Origin of the sequence: Hydrogenophaga sp. YM1, assembly GCF_016903055.1 — a bacterium.
Taxonomy (GTDB): domain Bacteria; phylum Pseudomonadota; class Gammaproteobacteria; order Burkholderiales; family Burkholderiaceae_C; genus Hydrogenophaga; species Hydrogenophaga borbori.
Genome location: NZ_CP070223.1, coordinates 771,927 through 788,871, shown reverse-complemented (window position 1 = coordinate 788,871; position 16,945 = coordinate 771,927). Strand labels below are relative to the sequence as shown.

Below are 16,945 nucleotides of genomic sequence, written 5' to 3'. Positions count from 1 at the left end.
TCCGGCAAACGGCGAGCCTGGCGCGCGCAGCGCGTCTGGCGGACCGTCACACCGCGTGCGCGGCCCACAGGGCGCGCACCGCGCGCCGCCATTCGCGCGGCGGCACCGGCGCCTCGGGCGCGTTCACGCGCAGCGCCAGCGCGTTGAGCGCGCCATTCATCATGGCCACCGCCAGTTCCAGGCGGCAGTCAAGGCGGATCGCCCCGGCCGCGATCGCGGCCTGCATGCCCTCGGCAAGCGAGGCCTGGCTCAGGCGGTCGTCCAGCGCCTGCCAGCGGGCCCAGCCCAGCACCGTGGGCGCGTCGATCATGAGGATGCGGCGCGCCTCGGGCTCCGAGGTCTTCTCGATCCAGCGGATGGAGCCCTGCACCAAGGCGTCCAGCGGGTCGCGCCGCGCGTCGGCCGCCCGCTCCACGGCGGGCACGATGTCTTCGCACACCGCCAGGCACACCGCCTCGAACAGCGCGGCCTTGTCGGCGAAGTGGTGGTACATCGCGCCGCGCGCCACGCCGGCCTCCTGCAGCACCGCCTCGGTGGCGGTGCCGGCGTAGCCCTGCTCGCCAAACATGCGGCGGGCCACGGCGATGAGGCGTGCGCGGGTGGCGCTGGCGCGTTCGGCGTTCTTCATGGGCGCTCCTTTTCGATCATCCAGATCATTGACAGACAGTCTGTCGGTATCTTACATTGAATAAACCGACTGTCTGTCTATTTTTAAGGAGATATCCATGACCCATCTGGCCCGCTACCAGGATCGCTACCCCATCGTCGTGACGCCGGACATCCGCGCCTGCCAGGCCTTCTGGGAGCGGCGCCTGGGCTGGCAATGCGGCTTCGCCAGCAGCTGGTTCGTGTGGCTGTGCGCCGAGGACGGCAGCGCCTCGCTGGCCTTCATGGCGCCCGACCACCCCTCGGCCCCGCCCGGGCCCGAAACCTTCAGCGGCCAGGGGCTGTGCTTCGAATTGCAGGTGGCCGACGCGGCCGCCGCGCACGCGGATTTCCTGGCGCGCGGCGGTGTGGCGGGCCTGTCCTTGCGCGACGAGGCCTTCGGCCAGCGCCGCTTCGGCTTTCGCGACCCCTCGGGCCTGTGGGTGGACGTGGTCGAGCAGATCGAGCCGCAGGCCGGCTTCTGGGACCGCTACAGGGTCTGAGGCTCAGTCGCCCGTGGGCGACAGGCGGAACTGCTCCACCACCTTCTGCGTGCCCAAGGTGCGCGCCAGCGCCCCCAGGTTCTTCGCCCGCATGGTGCGCAGCATCATGCGGTACTCGAAGGCGTCGCCCTCCTCCAGCCGGTAGCTCAGGTTGGCGATGGTGAAGCCGTGCGCCTTGAGCAGCTGGCGCAGGTCGGCCTCGGGCATGGCCTTGAAGCGGTCGAAGCGCACATTGAGCTGGGCGTAGATGTGCGTCGGCACCACGCGTTCGACGCGGTGCAGCAGCACCAATGTCGCCAGCGTCAGCACCGTGGCGAGCACCGCCGGGAAGTAGAAGCCGATGCCCATGAGCACGCCGATGGAGGCGGTCATCCAGATGGACGCCGCGGTGGTGAGGCCGCGCACCGTGAGCCCCTCCTTGAAGATCACGCCCGCGCCCAGGAAACCGATGCCGGTCATGATGCCCTGGGCCATGCGCGTGGGGTCCATGGTCACGTTGCCCTTGCTGTCCTGCTCGAACCAGACCCCCTGGTACAGCGTCACCAGCATCAGCAGGCTGGAGGCCAGGCACACCAGGGTGTGGGTGCGAAAGCCCGCGGGCCGGCCATGGAAGCTGCGCTCCAGGCCGATCAGGCCGCCGGCCACCATGGCGAAGAGCAGGTGCCGCGCGATTTCCTTGTAGAGCGCCAGGGTCTCGGGATCGGGCAGTTTCAACGGGTCCATCGCGGTTCCTCCTGCCCCATGCTACGCCGAGGCCCGCGAAGCCCCGCGGCGTGAAATCCCTTAGCGCCGCGGGCTCACCCCTTGCCCAGGGGTGGCCGTCCGAAGAGGCTGGACGCGTTGCTGATCGGCCCCAACTCGGCGGCCGCGGCCAGCAGCGAGGGCGCCAGCTCCTGCATGCGCGCCACGCCCAGGCGCGTGCGCGGCCCCGCGATGCTGATGACGCCAATGGCCTCGTGGCGACGCATCACCGGCGCCGCCATCGCACTCATGCCCGGCGCAAACACCTCGTCGATCATGGCGTAGCCCCGCACGCGGGCCGCGTGCAGGAAGCCCAACATCGCCTTGACCGTTGTCGGCGCCTTGGGGCCGTAGTCCTTGGGTTGCCCGAAGCCCTGTCGCGTCACCAGCTCCAGCGCTCGCTCGTCGCTGAGCGTGTGCAGCCAGGCATGGCCCGAGGCCGAGCAAGACAGCCACACGTCCGCGCCCATGTCGGGGTCGTAGCGCACGCCTTGCTGGCGCACGCCCTGGGCCTTGGCCACGAAGGTCAGGCGGTCGTCGTCCACCAGGGACAGGCGCACCAGCTCGCCGGACTGCTGCGCCAGCCGCTCCAGCAGGGGCCCGGCGATATCGACGATGCCACCGTGGCTGAGGTAGCCAAGGCCAATGGAGACCACCTTGGTGGTGAGCTGGTAGTCGCCCTGCTTGCGCTTCTGGCGCACATAACCGCGCTGCTGCAGATCGGCCAGCAGGCGATGGCAGGCGCTCAGCGGAATGTCCAGCTCCTCGGCCATGAGGGCCAGGGGCAGGCCGTCGGGGTGGCGCGACAGGTGCTCGAGCAGCGAGAGGCCGCGGTCCAGGGCAAGGTTCATGTCTCGAGGATTTTGTTATGCGGAAGCCGTTTCCAGCCTGGAAAGTGTTTCCTGTGGCGGCACAAAAATCGTCTCACCGCCAAGCGACAACAGGAGACGACTGTAGGCCAGGCGCCCTTGGCGGCCAAGCCCGCCGCCACATTCCCGCCCCACCATGACCGCCACCGTCCACATCCTCAACGGCCCCAACCTGAACCTGCTGGGCGTGCGCGAGCCGCATCTCTACGGCCACACCACCCTGGCCCAGGTGCGGGACCGATGCCTGGCCCTGTCCGCCGAACTCGGCCTGCGCTGCGTGTTCCGACAGTCCAACCACGAAGGCGTGCTCGTGGACTGGGTTCAGGAAGCGCGCGCCGAGGGGGCGGCCGTGGTCATCAACCCGGCCGGCTTGTCCTTCCGCTCCATTCCGCTGCTGGACGCGCTCAAGATGCTCGATCAGCCCGTGATCGAGGTCCACATCACCAACATCCACCGCCGCGAGGCGCCGTACAGAGACTCGCTCACCTCGCTGGCCAGCACCGGCGTGATCTGCGGGCTGGGACCCATCGGCTACGAGCTCGCGCTGCACGCGGTGGCGCAGCGACTGCGCGCGGCCACCACCCCCTGACACGCTTTCCTTCACAACAACCGCCATTCCCTGGAGACAAGCACCATGAACCGCACCATCGATCGTCGCTCCCTCCTCTGCGCCGGCGCCGGCCTGGCCGCTGGGGCGCTGCTGCCCGGGCAGGCCCGCGCGCAAACCAAGCTGCGTTTCGCCGCGGTGTTCTCGGACACCGACATTCGCGCCGAGATGATCAAGCGCCTGGGCGCCGACATCGCGCCCGACCACAGCATCGAGGCCCACCTCAACTCCACGCTGTTTCGCCAGGGCACGGAGCTGGTCGCCCTGCAGCGCGACAACCTGGAGATGGGCAACATCGCGCCGCAGGACATCTCCAAGCAGGTGCCGGCCTGGTCGGTTCTGACCTCGGCCTACCTGTTCCGCGACGCCAACCACCTCAACGCTTTCTTCGCCAGTGAACTGGGCGCGCAGATGAAGAAGCAGGTGGAGGACCAGCTCAAGGTGAAGATCCTGGGCCCCACCTTCTTCGGCACGCGCCACGTGGGCCTGCGCGGCAAGAAGAAGGTCAATGTGCCGGCCGACCTGGCCGGCGTGAAACTGCGCATGCCCGCCGGCGACGCGTGGCAGCTGCTGGGCCGCTCGCTCGGCGCCAACCCCACGCCACTGGCCTACGCCGAGACCTACACCGGCCTGCAGACCGGCACCGTGGACGGCCAGGACAACCCGCTGCCCAACGTGCAGAACATGAAGTTCTACGAGGTCATGGGCCAGATCGTGCTGACCTCGCACCTGGTGGCCTTCGATCTGCTCACCATGAATCTCAAGGCCTGGCAGGCCATGCCGGCGGACAAGCAGAAGGCCTTCCAGGCGGCGGTCGACAAGGCCATCACCTGGAGCGCCAACGAGCACGTCAAGCGCGAGGCCGAGCTGGCCGAGGGCTTCAAGCGCCAGGGACTGGACGTGTACGTGCCCAACATCACCGCTTTCCGCGAGCACGCGCAGAAGATCTACCTGGCCTCCGACGAAGCGAAGGCCTGGGCCCCGGGGATCATCGACAAGATCGCCGCGGTCAAGTGATGCGCCTGCTCGCGCGGGCGGCCGAGGCCGTGGCCGCCCTCCTTCTCGGCGTGATCTTCCTCGCCTTCATCCTGCAGATCGCGCTGCGCTACCTGTTCGATCTGCCGGTGGGCTGGACGGCCGAAATCTCGCTCGTCGCCTGGCTCTGGCTGATCCTGTGGGGCGCGGCCTTCGTGCTCAGGGACGAGGAGGAAATCCGCATCGACCTGCTCAAGGCGCTGTTCGGCCTGCGCGGGCAGCGCGTGCTGGCGTCCATCGGTTCCATCGCCACCGTCGCGCTGTTCGCACTGGCCATGCCCGCCACCTGGGACTACGTGAGCTTCATGAAGGTGGAGAGCAGCTCATACCTGAAGATCCGCTTCGACTGGCTGTACTCGATCTACCTCGTGTTCGCCGCCGCCGTCATCGCGCGCCACCTGTGGCTGATCGTGAACGCCCTGCGCGGACGCTCGTCGGCCGACCCCACACACATAGGTTCCCTGTGAATCCGACGAGTCCGTTCTCATTGGCCGTGGCGGCCATCGTCCTGCTGAGCCTGCTGGGCGTGCCGATCGGCCAGGCCATGATCGGCGCGTCCATCCTGTACCTCTGGCTCAAAGGCATGGACATGGGCAGCGCGGCCGAGCAGCTGCTCAACAGCACCTATTCCAGCTACCTGCTGCTGGCCATTCCGCTGTTCATCCTGGCCGCCAGCTTCATGAGCTCGGGCAGCGTGCTCGACCGACTGCTGCGCTGGTGCAACGCGCTGGTGGGTCGCTTTCCCGGCGGCCTGGCCCAGGTCAATGTGCTGCAAAGCGTGGTGTTCGCCAGCATGTCGGGCTCGGCCCTGGCCGACGCCGCCGGCTCGGGCAAGCTCATGCAGGCCATGATGACGCGCGATGGCCGCTACCCGCCCGCCTTCGCGGCCGCGCTCACCGCCGTCTCGGCGGTCATCGGGCCCATCCTGCCGCCGTCGATTCCGCTGGTGTTGTACGCGCTGGTCTCGGGCACCTCCATCGGCTACCTCTTCCTGGCCGGCGTGCTGCCCGGGCTCTTGTTGGGTGCGGTGCAGATGGCGCTGATCCACTACCTGGCCAAGCGCCACCGCTTCCCGGTGGAAGACGCCGTGCCGATGCGCGAGCTGCCGGGCATCACGCGCGAGGCCCTGCCCGCGCTGATGATGCCCGTGCTGCTGCTGGGTTGCCTCTACAGCGGCATCACCACGCCCACCGAAGCCGCCGGCGTGGCCGCCGCCTACGCGCTGCTCATCTCGGCCTTCTATTACCGCAGCCTGGGCCTGCGCGACGTCTACCAGTCGCTGCAGCAGAGCGCGCGCACCAGCGTCTCCATCGGCATCCTCATCGCGGGCGCCACGGTGTTCAACTTCGTCATCACCTCGGAGAACATCCCCGCCTCGCTGAGCGCGATGATGCGCGGGCTGGAGCTGTCGCCCTTCACCTTCCTGCTGCTCGCCAACCTGCTGCTGCTCGTGTTGGGCGCCTTCCTCGAAGGCTCGACCATCATCCTGGTGATCCTGCCCGTGCTGTTGCCCACGGCCGTGGCGCTGGGCGTGGACCCGGTGCACTTCGGCGTGGTGGCCGTGCTCAACATCATGATCGGCCTGGTCACGCCGCCATACGGCCTGCTGCTGTTCATGATGACCAAGATCGCCGACGTTTCGCTGGGCGCGCTGGTGCGCGCCACCCTGCCCTTCCTGGGCGTGATGGTGATCGCGCTGGCCATCACCACCTTCTGGCCCGACTTCGTGCTCTTGCTGCCGCGGCTGGCGGGCTACACGGGTTGAACCCGCGAGGGTGCCGCGCATGACCGTGCCCCGCATCGACGGCCACACCCGGGTGATCGCCCACCTCGGCCACCCCACGCACAGCTTCAAGGCGCCGCTCATCTACAACCCCTGGTTCGCGGCCAGCGGCACCAACGCGGTGGTGGTTCCCATCGACTGCCCGGCCGGCGCGCTCGACTCGCTGCTGCCGCCGCTGATGGCCGCGCCCAATGTGCTGGGCGCGCTCATCACCATGCCGCACAAGGTGGGCGTGGTGGCGCTGCTCGACGAGGTCTCGCGCACCGCGCGCGTGGCCGGCGCCTGCAATGCCGTGAAGCGCGCGGCCGACGGCCGCCTCATCGGCGACCTGTTCGATGGCGAGGGCTTCGTGCGCGGCGTGCAGCGCAAGGACCTCGTGCTCAAGGGCGCCAGCGCGCTGGTGGTGGGCAGCGGCGGCGTGGGCTCGGCCATCGCCGCCTCGCTGGCGGCGGCCGGCGTGGCGCATTTGGCGCTGTTCGACACGAACGGCACGGCCAGCGAAACCCTGAGCCAGCGCCTGCGCGCGGCCTATCCCTTGCTGCAGATCAGCACCGGCAAAAGCGACCCGGCGGGCCTCGATCTCGTGGTCAACGCCACGCCACTGGGCATGGCGCCCGGCGATCCGCTGCCACTGGACGTGGACCGACTCGACGCGCGCACCTTCGTTGGCGAGGTGGTGATGCGCGAGCGCGTCACCGCTTTCCTGTCGGCCGCGCAGGCGCGCGGCTGCCGCGTGCAGGTGGGCACCGACATGCTCTTCGAGCAGATCCCCGCCTACCTCGAATTCTTCGGCCTGCCCGTGGCCACGCCCGAACGTCTGCGTGAGCTCGCGGCGCTCGATGGGCCGCCCGCCGCCCCCAGAGCGTCACCACCGCCGCGCGCGAGCGGGGCGCGCTGAGGCACCACCAGCGGCCCCATCACCCCGGCGATCCACTGCATGAACACCTGCACGCGCCGCGGCAGGTGCCGCCGGTGCGCGTACAGCAGGTTCACCGGCAGCGGCGCGGGCCGGTGGCGCGGCAGCAGCTCCACCAGCTCGCCGGCGCGCAGACGATCGGCCACGCCCCAGCGCGGCACCTGCACGATGCCCAGGCCCGCGAGGCAGGCGCCCATGTAGGCCTCGGAGTTGTCCACGGTGAGCGCGCCCGCCATGGTGACGCGGCGCGCCTGGCCACTGGCGTCAAGGTATTCGAACCCCGGCGAGCGCGCGCCCAGCGTGCCCACGTAGTGCACCAGCCGGTGCGCCGAGAGCTGTTCCAGCCGCGTGGGCTTGCCATGGGCGCGCACATAGGTCGCGCTCGCCACGTTGACCAGCTCGCAGCCGCCGAGGGGGCGCGCCACCAGGCTGGAATCCCCCGGCGGCCCGACGCGCAGCACGCAGTCGAAGCCTTCGCGCACCAGGTCCACGCGGCGGTCGGTGCTGCTCAGCTCCAGCTCGAGCCCTGGGTGCGCGGCCAGGAATTCGGGCAGGCGCGGCAACACCATCTGGCGCGCCACGCCCAGCGGCATGTCCACGCGCAAGCGGCCCCGCAGCACGGCGCCTTCGGACTGGAACAGGGTGCGCAGGTCCTCCACGTCGTCCAGCAGGTCGCGGCAGCGCTCGAGAAACAGCTGGCCGTCCTGCGTGACCACCACGCGCCGCGTGGTGCGTTGCAGCAACCGCGTGCCCAGCATCGCCTCGAGCCGCTGCACGGCCGAGGACACGCTGGCCTTGGGCAAGCCCAGGCCAGCGGCCGCCTGCGTGAAGCTGCCCAGCTCGGCCACGCGGGCGTAGATCTTCATGGCGTCCAGGGTGTTCATGGGCTATTTGTTCTGAAATTTCGAACAGATTGAACATATTAAGACAGTTTATTCATCTTCTTCTGATCAATAGACTGGCTCCATCCCCCTTTTCTCAGGAGCCCACCATGAACGCGCCGATCCCGAACCCCATTGCCCTCATCACCGGTGGCAGCCGCGGCCTGGGCCGCAACACCGCGCTCAAGCTCGCCGCGCGCGGCGTGGACGTGGTCTTCACCTACCGCAGCCGCGCCGACGAGGCGAAGGCGGTACTCGCCGACATCGAGCGCCTGGGCGCGCGCGCCGTGGCGCTGCCGCTGGACGTGGGCGACAGCCGCGGCTTTCCCGCCTTCGTGCGGGCGGTGCGCGAGCGGCTGGCCAGCGTCTGGGCGCGCGAGCGCTTCGACTACCTGGTGAACAACGCCGGCATCGGCATCCACGCGCCCTTCACCGAGACGACCGAGGCGCAGTTCGACGAGCTGATGAACATCCACCTCAAGGGCAGCTTCTTCCTGACGCAGGCGCTGCTGCCCCTGATCGCCGACGGCGGGCGCATCGTCAACCTCTCCAGCGGGCTGGCGCGCTTCGCGTTGCCGGGCCATGCGGCCTACGCCGCCATGAAGGGCGGTGTCGAGGTGCTGACGCGCTACCTGGCCAAGGAACTCGGGCCACGCGGCATCGCGGTGAACGTGGTGGCGCCGGGCGCCATCGAAACCGACTTCGGCGGCGGCGCGGTGCGCGACAACGCGGGCCTCAACCAGTTCATCGCCGCGCAGACCGCGCTGGGCCGCGTGGGCCAGGCCGACGACATCGGCGACGCCATCTCCACGCTGCTGCTGCCGCAAAACCGGTGGATCAACGCCCAGCGCATCGAAGTCTCGGGCGGCATGTTCCTCTGAACCGGTGCCCGGGCGCGGAACCTCACTCGCTGGGGATCTCGGGCTCCACCAGCTTGGCCAGCTGCTCCAGCGATTCCTGCCAGCCCAGGTAGCACATCTCGGCGGGAATCGCCTCGGGAATGCCCTCCTGCACCACCTGGAGTTCGGTGCCGCAGACCACGGCCTTGAGGGTGACGCTCACCGTCATGGTGCCGGGCAGGTTCGGGTCATCGAAGCTGTCGGTGTAGCGCAGGCGCTCGCCCGGCACGAACTCCAGGTACTCGCCGCCGAAGCTGTGCGACTGGCCGGTGCCGAAATTGGTGAAAGACATGCGGTGCTGGCCACCCAGGCGGGCGTCCATCTGCTGCACCGCGGCGGTGAAACCGTAGGGCGGGAGCCAGCGGCACAGGGCGGCGGGTTCGGTGAAGGCACGGAAGACCCGTTGTGGCGGGGCCTTGAGGACGCGGTGGAGGCGGACGGTTCCGGTGGGCATGTAAGACTCCTTTAAGACAAACAACCAAATCATGACGGCCACCCGGCCGACACACCACCCAAGACCCATGGCCCTGGCATTGTCTCGACGGAGCAGAGGCCCGGAGATCGACAACCGCTGATCGGATCAACAGCGATCGGCATCGCGATCCCAGGCCCGACAAGACAGGGAGCGTCCCCCGGCACCCACCCATGGGTGGCGGATGCCGTCAACGTCTGCAGGAGCCATCGCATGCCACTCTCACGACGCCCCCTGCTGCTGGCCGCCGCGGCCAGCCTGGGCCTTCCCCGTCTGGCCCTGGGGGCCGCGCCCATACAGTTCGGCTACAGCGCCGTCACGGATTTCGCCTCGGTCTTCGTCGCCGCCACCGAAGGCTTCTTCCGTCGGCGCAAGCTCGACATCGAGCTCCGCTTCATTCCCGTCAACTCCACGATTCCGGCGGCGCTGCAATCGGACGCGCTGCAGATCGGCGGCCCCACCCCCTCGGGCTTCCTGCAGGCCGTGGAAGGCGGCCTGGACCTGGTGGCGGTCGCGGGCGGCGGTGTGACCGCCAAGGACATCGTCAACACCGGCCTGGTCGCCCGGCCGGGCGCGGGCATCGTCACCGCCGCGGACTGCGTGGGCCGCAAGATCGGCGTCCCGGGCCTCAACGCCTTTCTGCACATCACCTGTCGCGCCTGGCTCAAGCAGCAGGGCGTGGACCACCGGCGGGTCCAGTTCGTCGAGGTGCCCTTCATCCTGCAGGCCGATCTGCTGCGCGGCGGCTCCCTCGACGCGACGGTGACGGCCGAACCCTTCCTGACCCGCCTCGTCGACAGCGGCCTCGCCAAGGTCGTGTCCTACTACACCACCTTCCTGCCCGACAACCGGCCCACCGTGCTGCACGTGGCGCGGCGCGACTGGGTGCAACGCAACCCCGAGGCCGTGCGCGCTTTCCGCGAAGCGGTGCAGGAAGGCGCCCAGTTCGTGCGGCAGCCGGCCAACGAACCGCGCGTGCGGGCGGCCCTGAAGCAGTTTCTCAAGCTGCCCGCCGAGGTGCTGGCCAAGGTGCCGATCACCCGGCCCAACGCCACGCTGACCCCGGACCAGCTCGCCTACTGGGTCGAGTTGATGAAAGACCAGGACATGCTGAAAACCACCCCGGACGTTCAGCGCCTGATCGCCAAGTGAACCCCGGCGCCCCGTCCGACGTTTTCCTCCGCTTCGACCGGGTGGCCATCCGCCTTGGCGGACAGGACATCGTCTCCATTCACCGGCTCGACATCGCGCGTGGCGAGTTCGTCTGCATCGTGGGACCCAGTGGCTGCGGCAAGACCACGCTGCTGCGCGCGGCCAGCGGCCTGCTGCGCCCGGCCGAAGGCGAGGTGCGCTGCGAGGGCCGTCCGATCACCGGGCCCTGGCGCGAAATGGCCCTGGTGTTCCAGGACTACGGCCGCGCCCTGCTGCCCTGGCGCACGGTGGAAGGCAACGTGGGCCTGGCGCTGGAGGCCGCTGGCGTGCCGCGCGGCGAACGGACCGCCCGCATCGCCGACGCCCTGCGCAAGGTGGGCCTGCAAGACCATGGCCAGCACTTCCCGGTGCAGCTGTCGGGCGGCATGCAACAGCGCGCGCAGATCGCGCGCTGCCTGGCGCAGCGGCCCCGGCTCATGCTGCTGGACGAGCCCTTCGGCGCCCTGGACGCGCTCACGCGCCAGGGCCTGCAGGACGAGCTGGCCCGCCTGGCGCGCGAGCACGGCCTCACCGTCCTGTTCGTCACCCACGACCTCGAAGAGGCCATCTACCTCGGCGACCGCGTGATCGCCATGCGCGCCCACCCCGGGCCCGGGCGGCCCAGCCTGGCGCACGCGATCGAGGTGCCCATCGCGCGCCCGCGCCACCAGCTCAGCACCCGCGAAGGCCCCGACTTCCTGCGCCTGCGCCGCGAGTTGTTCGACCACGTCGAACGGGGCCATGCCTGAAGCGCATGCCCGCGCATCCGGACCGTGGCGCGCCTTGCGCGCCGCGGCCCTTCCCCTGCTGCTGCTGGGCCTGTTCGAAGCACTCGCCCGGCGCGCGGCCGCCCTGGGCAGCGAGCAGCTGGCGCCGCCCAGCGCCGCGCTGCGCGCGCTGCTGCGCGCGGCCCTGGACGGCTCGCTGTGGCCCGCCACCGGTTTCACGCTCGGCGCCGCCGCGCTGGGCCTGCTGATCGGCGCCGGCCTCGGCACGCTGGTCGGCATCGGGCTGGGCCTGTCGCCGCGCGCCTCGCGCGCCGGCTTCCTGAGCATCGAGCTGCTGCGGCCGCTGCCGTCGGTGGCGCTGCTGCCCCTGGTGATGCTGCTGTTCGGCTTCGGCACCGACCTGGAAGTGAGCCTGGTGGCCTTCAGCACGTTCTGGCCCCAGGTCTTGCTGGTGCAGAGCGCGGTGCGGCAGGTCGACCCCCAGCTGCTCGAGCTGGGCCGGCTGCTGGGCCTGTCCACGACGCGGCGCATCCGCCTCATCGTGCTGCCCGCCATCGCACCGCGCCTGCTCACGGCCGTGCGCATGGGCACGGGCTTCGCCCTGGTCATCGCCCTCACCGTCGAGATCGCCGGCAATCCCCAGGGCATGGGCTTCGCCATGCTGCTGGCCCAGCAAAGCCTGGAGCCGGCCATGATGATCGGCTGGCTCATGTGGATCGGCGCCATCGGCGTGCTGATCAACACCGGCATGCTGCGCCTGCAGCGCGCGCTGAACCGCCGCCTCGGCGTGACCGTGCCATGAAACAGGCCCAGCCCAGCCACTGGCCGGCGTCGCTCGGCCTGCTTGCCGCGCTGCTCGCGCTGTGGTGGGCCATCGGCCGGGCCGGCTGGGTCAGCCCGGCCTTCCTGCCCACCCCCGAGGCCACCGCGCTCAGCCTGATCGACGGCCTGCGCGGTGATTTGTTGCACGCCGCCCTGAACACCATCGGGCGCCTGCTGCTCGGCTGGCTGCTGGCCTCCGCGGCGGGCGTCGTGCTGGGGGCCGCCATCGCCAGCACGGCCGCCCTGCGCCCCTGGGTCCAGCCCACGCTGGAGTTCCTGCGGCCGCTGCCCGCCTCGGCGGTGATGCCGCTGGCGATCGCGCTGTACGGCCTGTCCCCAGCCATGGTGCTGGCCGTCATCGCTTTCGGCGCCATCTGGCCGACCCTGCTGGCCACGGTGCATGGCGTGTCCAGCGTCGAGCCGCGCCTGCTCGACGTGGCGCGCTGCCTGCGGCTGTCGCGCCCGGCCTTTCTCTGGAAGATGGGCCTGCCGCATGCGGCGCCGGACATCCTGGCCGGCCTGCGGTTGTCGCTCACGGTGTCGCTGCTCGTCTGCACGCTGGGCGAGATGCTGGCCACCCAGGACGGCCTGGGCCTGACCATCCTGCTGGCCGCGCGCGCCTACCGCGCGAACGAGCTGTTCGCCTGTCTGGTGCTGCTGAGCCTGATCGGCCTGGCGGGCCACGCCCTGCTGGTGCTGGCCGAACACGGGCTGCTGCGCGGGCGCCGGGCCTGAGCACCACGCTTCGCCACGCGCCGAAGCGTGGCACACGCGATCCGCGCCACAGTGGGGCCCTGGCCCAATTCAGGAGAACGCCCCGTGAACACCGTCTGCTTCATCCGCTACCAGCTCGACCCCTTCCAGGTCCCCGCCTTCGCCGAGTACGCCAGGCACTGGGGCGAGATCATCCCGCGCTGCGGCGGCCACCTCATCGGCTACTTCGTGCCCAGCGAAGGCACGAACGACATCGCCTGGGGCCTGATCGGCTTCGACGACCTGGCCGCCTACGAGCGCTACCGCGCCCGGCTGCGCGCCGACGAGGCCGGACGCGCCAACTTCGAGCGCGCGCGCACGCAGCGCTTCATCCTGCGCGAGCAGCGCAGCTGGCTCAGCGGCGTGCCGGGCACCCTCGCACAGCCGCGCCAGGTGCAGCCATGATCGCGGTGATCTTCGAGGTCGAGCCGGTCGAGGGCGGCGCGCAGCGCTATTTCCAGATCGCGCAGGACCTGCGCCCGCACCTCGCGCACATCGACGGCTTTCTCTCGGTGGAGCGCTTCGAAAGCCTCAGCCAGCCGGGCAAGTTCCTCTCGCTGAGCTTCTGGCGCGACGAGGCCGCGGTGCACGCCTGGCGTGGCCAGGGCGCGCACCGCGAGGGCCAGCGAAAAGGGCGCGGCGGCGTGTTCCAGAATTACCGCATCCGTGTGGCCCAGGTGGTCCGGGACTATGGCCTGCACGAACGCGACCAGGCCCCGCCCGATTCACGCGCCGCGCTGAACTGAAGCCCCCGCATGCACGCCCCGTTCGAACCCGCCCTCACCGCCGTGGCCAGCCTGCTGGCCGACCCCTCGCGCTCGCGCATGCTGCTGCACCTGCTGGGCGGGCGCAAGGCCAGCGCCTCCGACCTGGCCGCCGTGGCCGGCGTGTCGGCGGCCACGGCCAGCGGCCACCTGCACAAACTGCTCGACGGCCGGCTCATCCGCGTGGAGCCGCGTGGGCGGCACCGCTACTACGCGCTGGCCGACGAATCGGTGGCGCGCCTGCTCGAATCGCTGGCCTCGGTGTCCGAGCGCGAAACCACCAGCCCCGCCTGGCGCCACCCGGCGCGCGCGCGGCTGAAGTACGCGCGCTGCTGCTACCGGCACCTGGCCGGTGAATTGGGCGTGGCGCTGTTCTCGGGCCTGATGCGGCGCAGCGCCTTCGAGGCCGTGCCCGAGGGCCTGGCGCTCACGCCCGCCGGGCACGAGGCCTTGCGCGCCTTCGGCTTCACGCCCACGCCCTCGGGCCGGCGCCGCCGCTACGCCTACGCCTGCCACGACTGGTCCGAGGGCGTGGACCACCTGGCCGGCGAGCTGGCCGAGCAACTGCTGGGGCATTTCATCGGACAGGGCTGGCTGCGGCCGGGCGAGGGCCGCGCGCTGGCCCTCACGCCGCGCGGGCAAACCCTGTGGCTGCCCCGCCTGCACGACATGGTGGCGAACGCCTGAGCGCCGCGCGCGCCCATTCTGATCACAGCGGTCCATCGGTCACGGACCCACGCTCGCCTCATCGGCTGAGCCGGCAGGCGTCGCCGCTGGCGGGCCGCTCCACGTCCACGCGCTCCACCACCCACAGGCCGCTGGCCATGCCCTCGAAGATGAAGCGGCACAGGTTTTCCAGGGTGGGCCGCCCCAGGCCCGACACCTCGTCGAGCAGGTGGTGGTCCAGGCGCTCGCGCACCGCGGCGATGCCCTGGCGCAGCAGCGCCAGGTCCACCACCATGCCGCTGTCGGCGGCGGCCGGCGCGCTCACCGTCACCGCCGCGTGGTAGGTGTGGCCGTGCACCCGCCGGCTCGGCGCGCTGTCGTGCGCGCGCTCCAGCGTGTGCGCGGCGTCGAAGAAGAAGCGCTGCGTCAGTTCCAGCTTCATCGGATGCCCAGCGCCTTGTGGGTCTGCACGCTGAGCCGCCAGCGCGGGTCGCGCAGGCACCAGGCCACGGCCAGGCGCGCGTTGGCCGCGCGCGAGGGCCCGTCCATGGGCTGCAGCAGGCGGTGTTCGAAGGCCAGGGCCGCGAGCGCGTCCAGGTCCAGGCCGGGCTGCGGCACCACCACCTTGATCTCCTGGCCCTCGCGCTGAACCAGCGGCGCGCCCTGCTTGGGGCTTACGCACAACCAGTCGATGCCCGCGGGCGCGGCCACCGTGCCATTGGTTTCCACCGCGACGAAGAACCCCCGCGCGTGCAGGGCCTCGATCAGGGCCGGGTCCACCTGCAGCAGGGGCTCGCCGCCGGTGAGCACCACCAGCCGCCGCGCCGCACCGGCGGTCCAGGCCCGGGCCACCGCGCCGGCCAGCGACGCGGCGTCGGCGAAGCGCCCCCCGCCGCCACCATCGGTGCCGACGAAGTCGGTGTCGCAGAAACGGCAGACCGCCCCGGCCCGGTCCGGTTCGCGGCCCGACCAGAGGTTGCAGCCCGCGAAACGGCAGAACACGGCGGGGCGTCCGGCGTTCATGCCTTCCCCTTGCAGGGTGTAGAAGATTTCCTTGACGCTGTAGGCCATGGCGGCGGGCCCGGGCGGGCCGGAAAAAACCGCCAGTGTCGCGCGCGGGGACCGCGCATACCCTCGGCCCTGTGGCCGAGACGGCCCCCTTCACGGCGCCGGCCGCATGGCCGCGCCGCTCCCCGCAAAGGCCGCCCAGCGGCCGGCCTTCAGCCGCCCAGGCCCCACGCCATGGCGGGCTGTTCGGCCGACAGCAGCTGCGCGGCCACCACCTCGCCGCCCGTGTGCTCGCGCACCAGCGCCCGCACGTCGTCCATGGCGGCCAGCACGGCCTCGCGCGGCGTGGGTGGCAAGCCGTCGATGTTGAAGAACACCTGCGTGGTCTCGGGCAAGGTCTGGGTGCTGGCGGCCTGGCGCCAGGTCCAGCGGCGCGTGAGCACACGCGCGCCGTCGGCGAACACGATCTCGCCCCCGGGCGGCGCCTCCGCCGGTCCGCCATCGGGCGGCGCGAAACCATCGCCCGCTCGCGCGTGGCGCAGCGCCAGCCGGTTCTCGCCCACGCCCAGAGGGTGCACGCCGGCCGGCAGCAGGTGGCGCAGCGAGACGATGTTGCCGATGTCGACCAGCGGGTTGATCGAGGGCAACTGGTCGGGCTTGAGCACCCGCCGCGCCAGGGCCTCGATGGCGGCGCGGTGCTCGGAGGGCTTGGCGCCGAAGCGGCGGTAGGCCTCGCGCCAGGCGGCGATGCGCTCGTGTTCGGCCACGTTGCCGCGCACCGCCTCGCGCAGGCCGGCCTCGGCCTCGCGCAGCAGGGCGGCCAGGGCCGGCGCGGCGCGGGTGTTGTCGGCGCCGCGCACCACCACCACGCCACGGCAGTAGCCCGGGTGGGCGGCGAGCACCTCGGCCGCGAGCTGGTAGTGCAGGGTGGTGGGGGTCATGGCGGGGCCCGATAGGGGCGGGCGACGGCGTCAGCCCGCGAGGTTTTTGAACACGTAGCGCACGACCGCGGGCCAGAAGTCGGTGCCCGAGTGCTGCTGCCACAGCAAGGCAAGGTCGGTGAAGGCCTTGTGGAAGACCATGGCCAGCAGGCCCATGAGGCCCAGGATGGCCAACACCTGCAGCACGGTCTTGAACAGGGCGTCGGGGTCGCGTGGCATGGGGGCACAGCTTAGCGGAGGCGGGAATTATTTCCGGTTCGGCAACTGTTCATTCCGCATCCGGTTGTTTATTCCCGAGACGGCAATCCCTACAGTTCATCCCATGCCGGAACACCAAGCGGCATGAAAAGCAAAACCCCATTAACCACCCGTTATCTTGAAGGAACTGCCATGAACGCCGCCAAAAACATCGCCCTCTCCCTGACCCTTGCCCTGGGCGCCGGTGCCGCTTTCGCCCAAGGCCCCATCGAAGGCAACGAAGTCTTCAACTTCCAATCCACCCTGAGCCGCGCCGAAGTGCAGGCCGAGGCCGTGCAAGCCAACCGCGCCGGCCTGGTGGCCCGCGGTGAGGTCTTCCCGGTGGAAGACAAGGTGGCCGACAGCGGCCTGAGCCGTGCGCAGGTGCGCGCCGAAGCCGCGCAAGCCGAGCGCCTGGGCCTGGTGGCCCGCGGCGAAATCGCGTCGGTGTCCGCCGGCGCGTAAGCCCCCGCGACGACCCGCT

General features: G+C 70.6%; 23 protein-coding genes and 1 pseudogene. 15 read left to right on the top strand and 9 right to left on the bottom strand.

Going from position 1 to position 16,945, the window contains the following annotated elements; all coding sequences use genetic code 11:
- Positions 1-46: 46 nt before the first annotated feature.
- The gene (locus JNX00_RS03905; protein ID WP_070401051.1) at positions 47-628 is read right to left on the bottom strand and encodes a TetR/AcrR family transcriptional regulator; all 582 of its coding nucleotides are present in this window, start codon (positions 626-628) and stop codon (positions 47-49) included.
- Between the two features lie 97 nt (positions 629-725).
- On the opposite strand from JNX00_RS03905, the gene JNX00_RS03900 reads away from it, so the two are divergent.
- A complete protein-coding gene (locus JNX00_RS03900) occupies positions 726-1,148 on the top strand; it encodes a VOC family protein (protein ID WP_070401052.1) in 423 nt (140 codons plus the stop codon).
- Positions 1,149-1,151: 3 nt separating this feature from the next.
- Here JNX00_RS03900 and JNX00_RS03895 read toward each other — a convergent pair whose 3' ends face one another.
- Both JNX00_RS03895 and JNX00_RS03890 read right to left on the bottom strand, forming a co-directional pair.
- Complete coding sequence (locus tag JNX00_RS03895) at positions 1,152-1,871, bottom strand: MgtC/SapB family protein (protein ID WP_070401053.1); 720 nt, start codon at positions 1,869-1,871, stop codon at positions 1,152-1,154.
- 74 nt (positions 1,872-1,945) lie between these two features.
- Positions 1,946-2,740, bottom strand: coding sequence for an IclR family transcriptional regulator (locus JNX00_RS03890; protein ID WP_070401054.1), 795 nt, complete (start codon positions 2,738-2,740; stop codon positions 1,946-1,948).
- Between the two features lie 154 nt (positions 2,741-2,894).
- On the opposite strand from JNX00_RS03890, the gene JNX00_RS03885 reads away from it, so the two are divergent.
- Genes JNX00_RS03885 through JNX00_RS03865 form a run of 5 tightly spaced genes read left to right on the top strand, consistent with a single transcriptional unit; the run spans position 2,895 to position 7,081 of the window.
- Positions 2,895-3,347: a type II 3-dehydroquinate dehydratase gene (locus JNX00_RS03885; RefSeq protein WP_204744146.1), complete on the top strand. Its 453-nt coding sequence runs from the start codon at positions 2,895-2,897 to the stop codon at positions 3,345-3,347.
- A gap of 45 nt (positions 3,348-3,392) precedes the next feature.
- Positions 3,393-4,382: a TRAP transporter substrate-binding protein DctP gene (dctP, locus tag JNX00_RS03880; protein WP_070401056.1), complete on the top strand. Its 990-nt coding sequence runs from the start codon at positions 3,393-3,395 to the stop codon at positions 4,380-4,382.
- Positions 4,382-4,867 carry a TRAP transporter small permease subunit gene (locus tag JNX00_RS03875; RefSeq protein ID WP_204744144.1) on the top strand — a complete coding sequence of 162 codons (486 nt, stop codon included), beginning with the start codon at positions 4,382-4,384 and terminating at the stop codon, positions 4,865-4,867. Before dctP ends, JNX00_RS03875 begins: the two co-directional genes overlap by 1 nt.
- On the top strand, positions 4,864-6,165 hold the full coding sequence (locus JNX00_RS03870; protein WP_070401058.1) for a TRAP transporter large permease: 1,302 nt from the start codon (positions 4,864-4,866) through the stop codon (positions 6,163-6,165). Before JNX00_RS03875 ends, JNX00_RS03870 begins: the two co-directional genes overlap by 4 nt.
- Before the next feature lie 19 nt (positions 6,166-6,184).
- Positions 6,185-7,081, top strand: coding sequence for a ThiF family adenylyltransferase (locus tag JNX00_RS03865; protein ID WP_345774096.1), 897 nt, complete (start codon positions 6,185-6,187; stop codon positions 7,079-7,081).
- A gap of 17 nt (positions 7,082-7,098) precedes the next feature.
- Here the strand turns inward: JNX00_RS03865 and JNX00_RS03860 are convergent.
- Positions 7,099-7,983 (bottom strand): annotated as a pseudogene (locus tag JNX00_RS03860) (LysR family transcriptional regulator); the annotation flags it as partial.
- Positions 7,984-8,090: 107 nt separating this feature from the next.
- Between JNX00_RS03860 and JNX00_RS03855 the strand changes: the two are divergent.
- Positions 8,091-8,861, top strand: a complete 771-nt coding sequence (locus JNX00_RS03855) for an SDR family oxidoreductase (protein ID WP_204744140.1) — start codon at positions 8,091-8,093, stop codon at positions 8,859-8,861.
- Between the two features lie 22 nt (positions 8,862-8,883).
- Here JNX00_RS03855 and JNX00_RS03850 read toward each other — a convergent pair whose 3' ends face one another.
- Positions 8,884-9,333 carry an SRPBCC family protein gene (locus tag JNX00_RS03850; protein WP_070401060.1) on the bottom strand — a complete coding sequence of 150 codons (450 nt, stop codon included), beginning with the start codon at positions 9,331-9,333 and terminating at the stop codon, positions 8,884-8,886.
- A 231-nt stretch (positions 9,334-9,564) separates the two neighbouring features.
- Between JNX00_RS03850 and JNX00_RS03845 the strand changes: the two genes are divergently transcribed.
- The 7 genes from JNX00_RS03845 (at position 9,565) to JNX00_RS03815 (ending at position 14,296) form a co-directional block, all read left to right on the top strand.
- On the top strand, positions 9,565-10,503 hold the full coding sequence (locus JNX00_RS03845) for an ABC transporter substrate-binding protein (RefSeq protein WP_204744138.1): 939 nt from the start codon (positions 9,565-9,567) through the stop codon (positions 10,501-10,503).
- Positions 10,500-11,291, top strand: a complete 792-nt coding sequence (locus JNX00_RS03840; RefSeq protein WP_204744136.1) for an ABC transporter ATP-binding protein — start codon at positions 10,500-10,502, stop codon at positions 11,289-11,291. Before JNX00_RS03845 ends, JNX00_RS03840 begins: the two co-directional genes overlap by 4 nt.
- Complete coding sequence (locus tag JNX00_RS03835) at positions 11,284-12,072, top strand: ABC transporter permease subunit (RefSeq protein ID WP_204744134.1); 789 nt, start codon at positions 11,284-11,286, stop codon at positions 12,070-12,072. Before JNX00_RS03840 ends, JNX00_RS03835 begins: the two co-directional genes overlap by 8 nt.
- On the top strand, positions 12,069-12,827 hold the full coding sequence (locus tag JNX00_RS03830) for an ABC transporter permease (protein ID WP_204744132.1): 759 nt from the start codon (positions 12,069-12,071) through the stop codon (positions 12,825-12,827). The genes JNX00_RS03835 and JNX00_RS03830 overlap by 4 nt, the downstream gene beginning before the upstream one ends.
- An 84-nt stretch (positions 12,828-12,911) precedes the next feature.
- Complete coding sequence (locus tag JNX00_RS03825; RefSeq protein WP_070401064.1) at positions 12,912-13,250, top strand: NIPSNAP family protein; 339 nt, start codon at positions 12,912-12,914, stop codon at positions 13,248-13,250.
- Complete coding sequence (locus JNX00_RS03820; protein WP_204744130.1) at positions 13,247-13,591, top strand: antibiotic biosynthesis monooxygenase; 345 nt, start codon at positions 13,247-13,249, stop codon at positions 13,589-13,591. The genes JNX00_RS03825 and JNX00_RS03820 overlap by 4 nt, the downstream gene beginning before the upstream one ends.
- Before the next feature lie 9 nt (positions 13,592-13,600).
- Positions 13,601-14,296 carry a helix-turn-helix transcriptional regulator gene (locus JNX00_RS03815; RefSeq protein ID WP_204744129.1) on the top strand — a complete coding sequence of 232 codons (696 nt, stop codon included), beginning with the start codon at positions 13,601-13,603 and terminating at the stop codon, positions 14,294-14,296.
- A 58-nt stretch (positions 14,297-14,354) separates the two neighbouring features.
- On the opposite strand, the gene JNX00_RS03810 is transcribed toward JNX00_RS03815, so the two are convergent.
- From JNX00_RS03810 to JNX00_RS03795, 4 genes are all read right to left on the bottom strand, one after another.
- Positions 14,355-14,717, bottom strand: a complete 363-nt coding sequence (locus JNX00_RS03810; RefSeq protein WP_204744128.1) for a 6-carboxytetrahydropterin synthase — start codon at positions 14,715-14,717, stop codon at positions 14,355-14,357.
- A complete protein-coding gene (gene queE, locus JNX00_RS03805) occupies positions 14,714-15,346 on the bottom strand; it encodes a 7-carboxy-7-deazaguanine synthase (RefSeq protein ID WP_204744127.1) in 633 nt (210 codons plus the stop codon). Before queE ends, JNX00_RS03810 begins: the two co-directional genes overlap by 4 nt.
- 149 nt (positions 15,347-15,495) lie before the next feature.
- Positions 15,496-16,224, bottom strand: coding sequence for a phenylalanine--tRNA ligase beta subunit-related protein (locus JNX00_RS03800; protein WP_204744126.1), 729 nt, complete (start codon positions 16,222-16,224; stop codon positions 15,496-15,498).
- Positions 16,225-16,254: 30 nt separating this feature from the next.
- Positions 16,255-16,443 (bottom strand): hypothetical protein, encoded by a 189-nt coding sequence (locus tag JNX00_RS03795; RefSeq protein WP_070401070.1) that lies wholly within the window; start codon positions 16,441-16,443, stop codon positions 16,255-16,257.
- A gap of 171 nt (positions 16,444-16,614) precedes the next feature.
- Here JNX00_RS03795 and JNX00_RS03790 point away from each other — a divergent pair, with 171 nt between their 5' ends.
- Positions 16,615-16,926, top strand: coding sequence for a DUF4148 domain-containing protein (locus JNX00_RS03790; protein ID WP_070401071.1), 312 nt, complete (start codon positions 16,615-16,617; stop codon positions 16,924-16,926).
- The last annotated feature ends 19 nt before the right edge of the window (positions 16,927-16,945 follow it).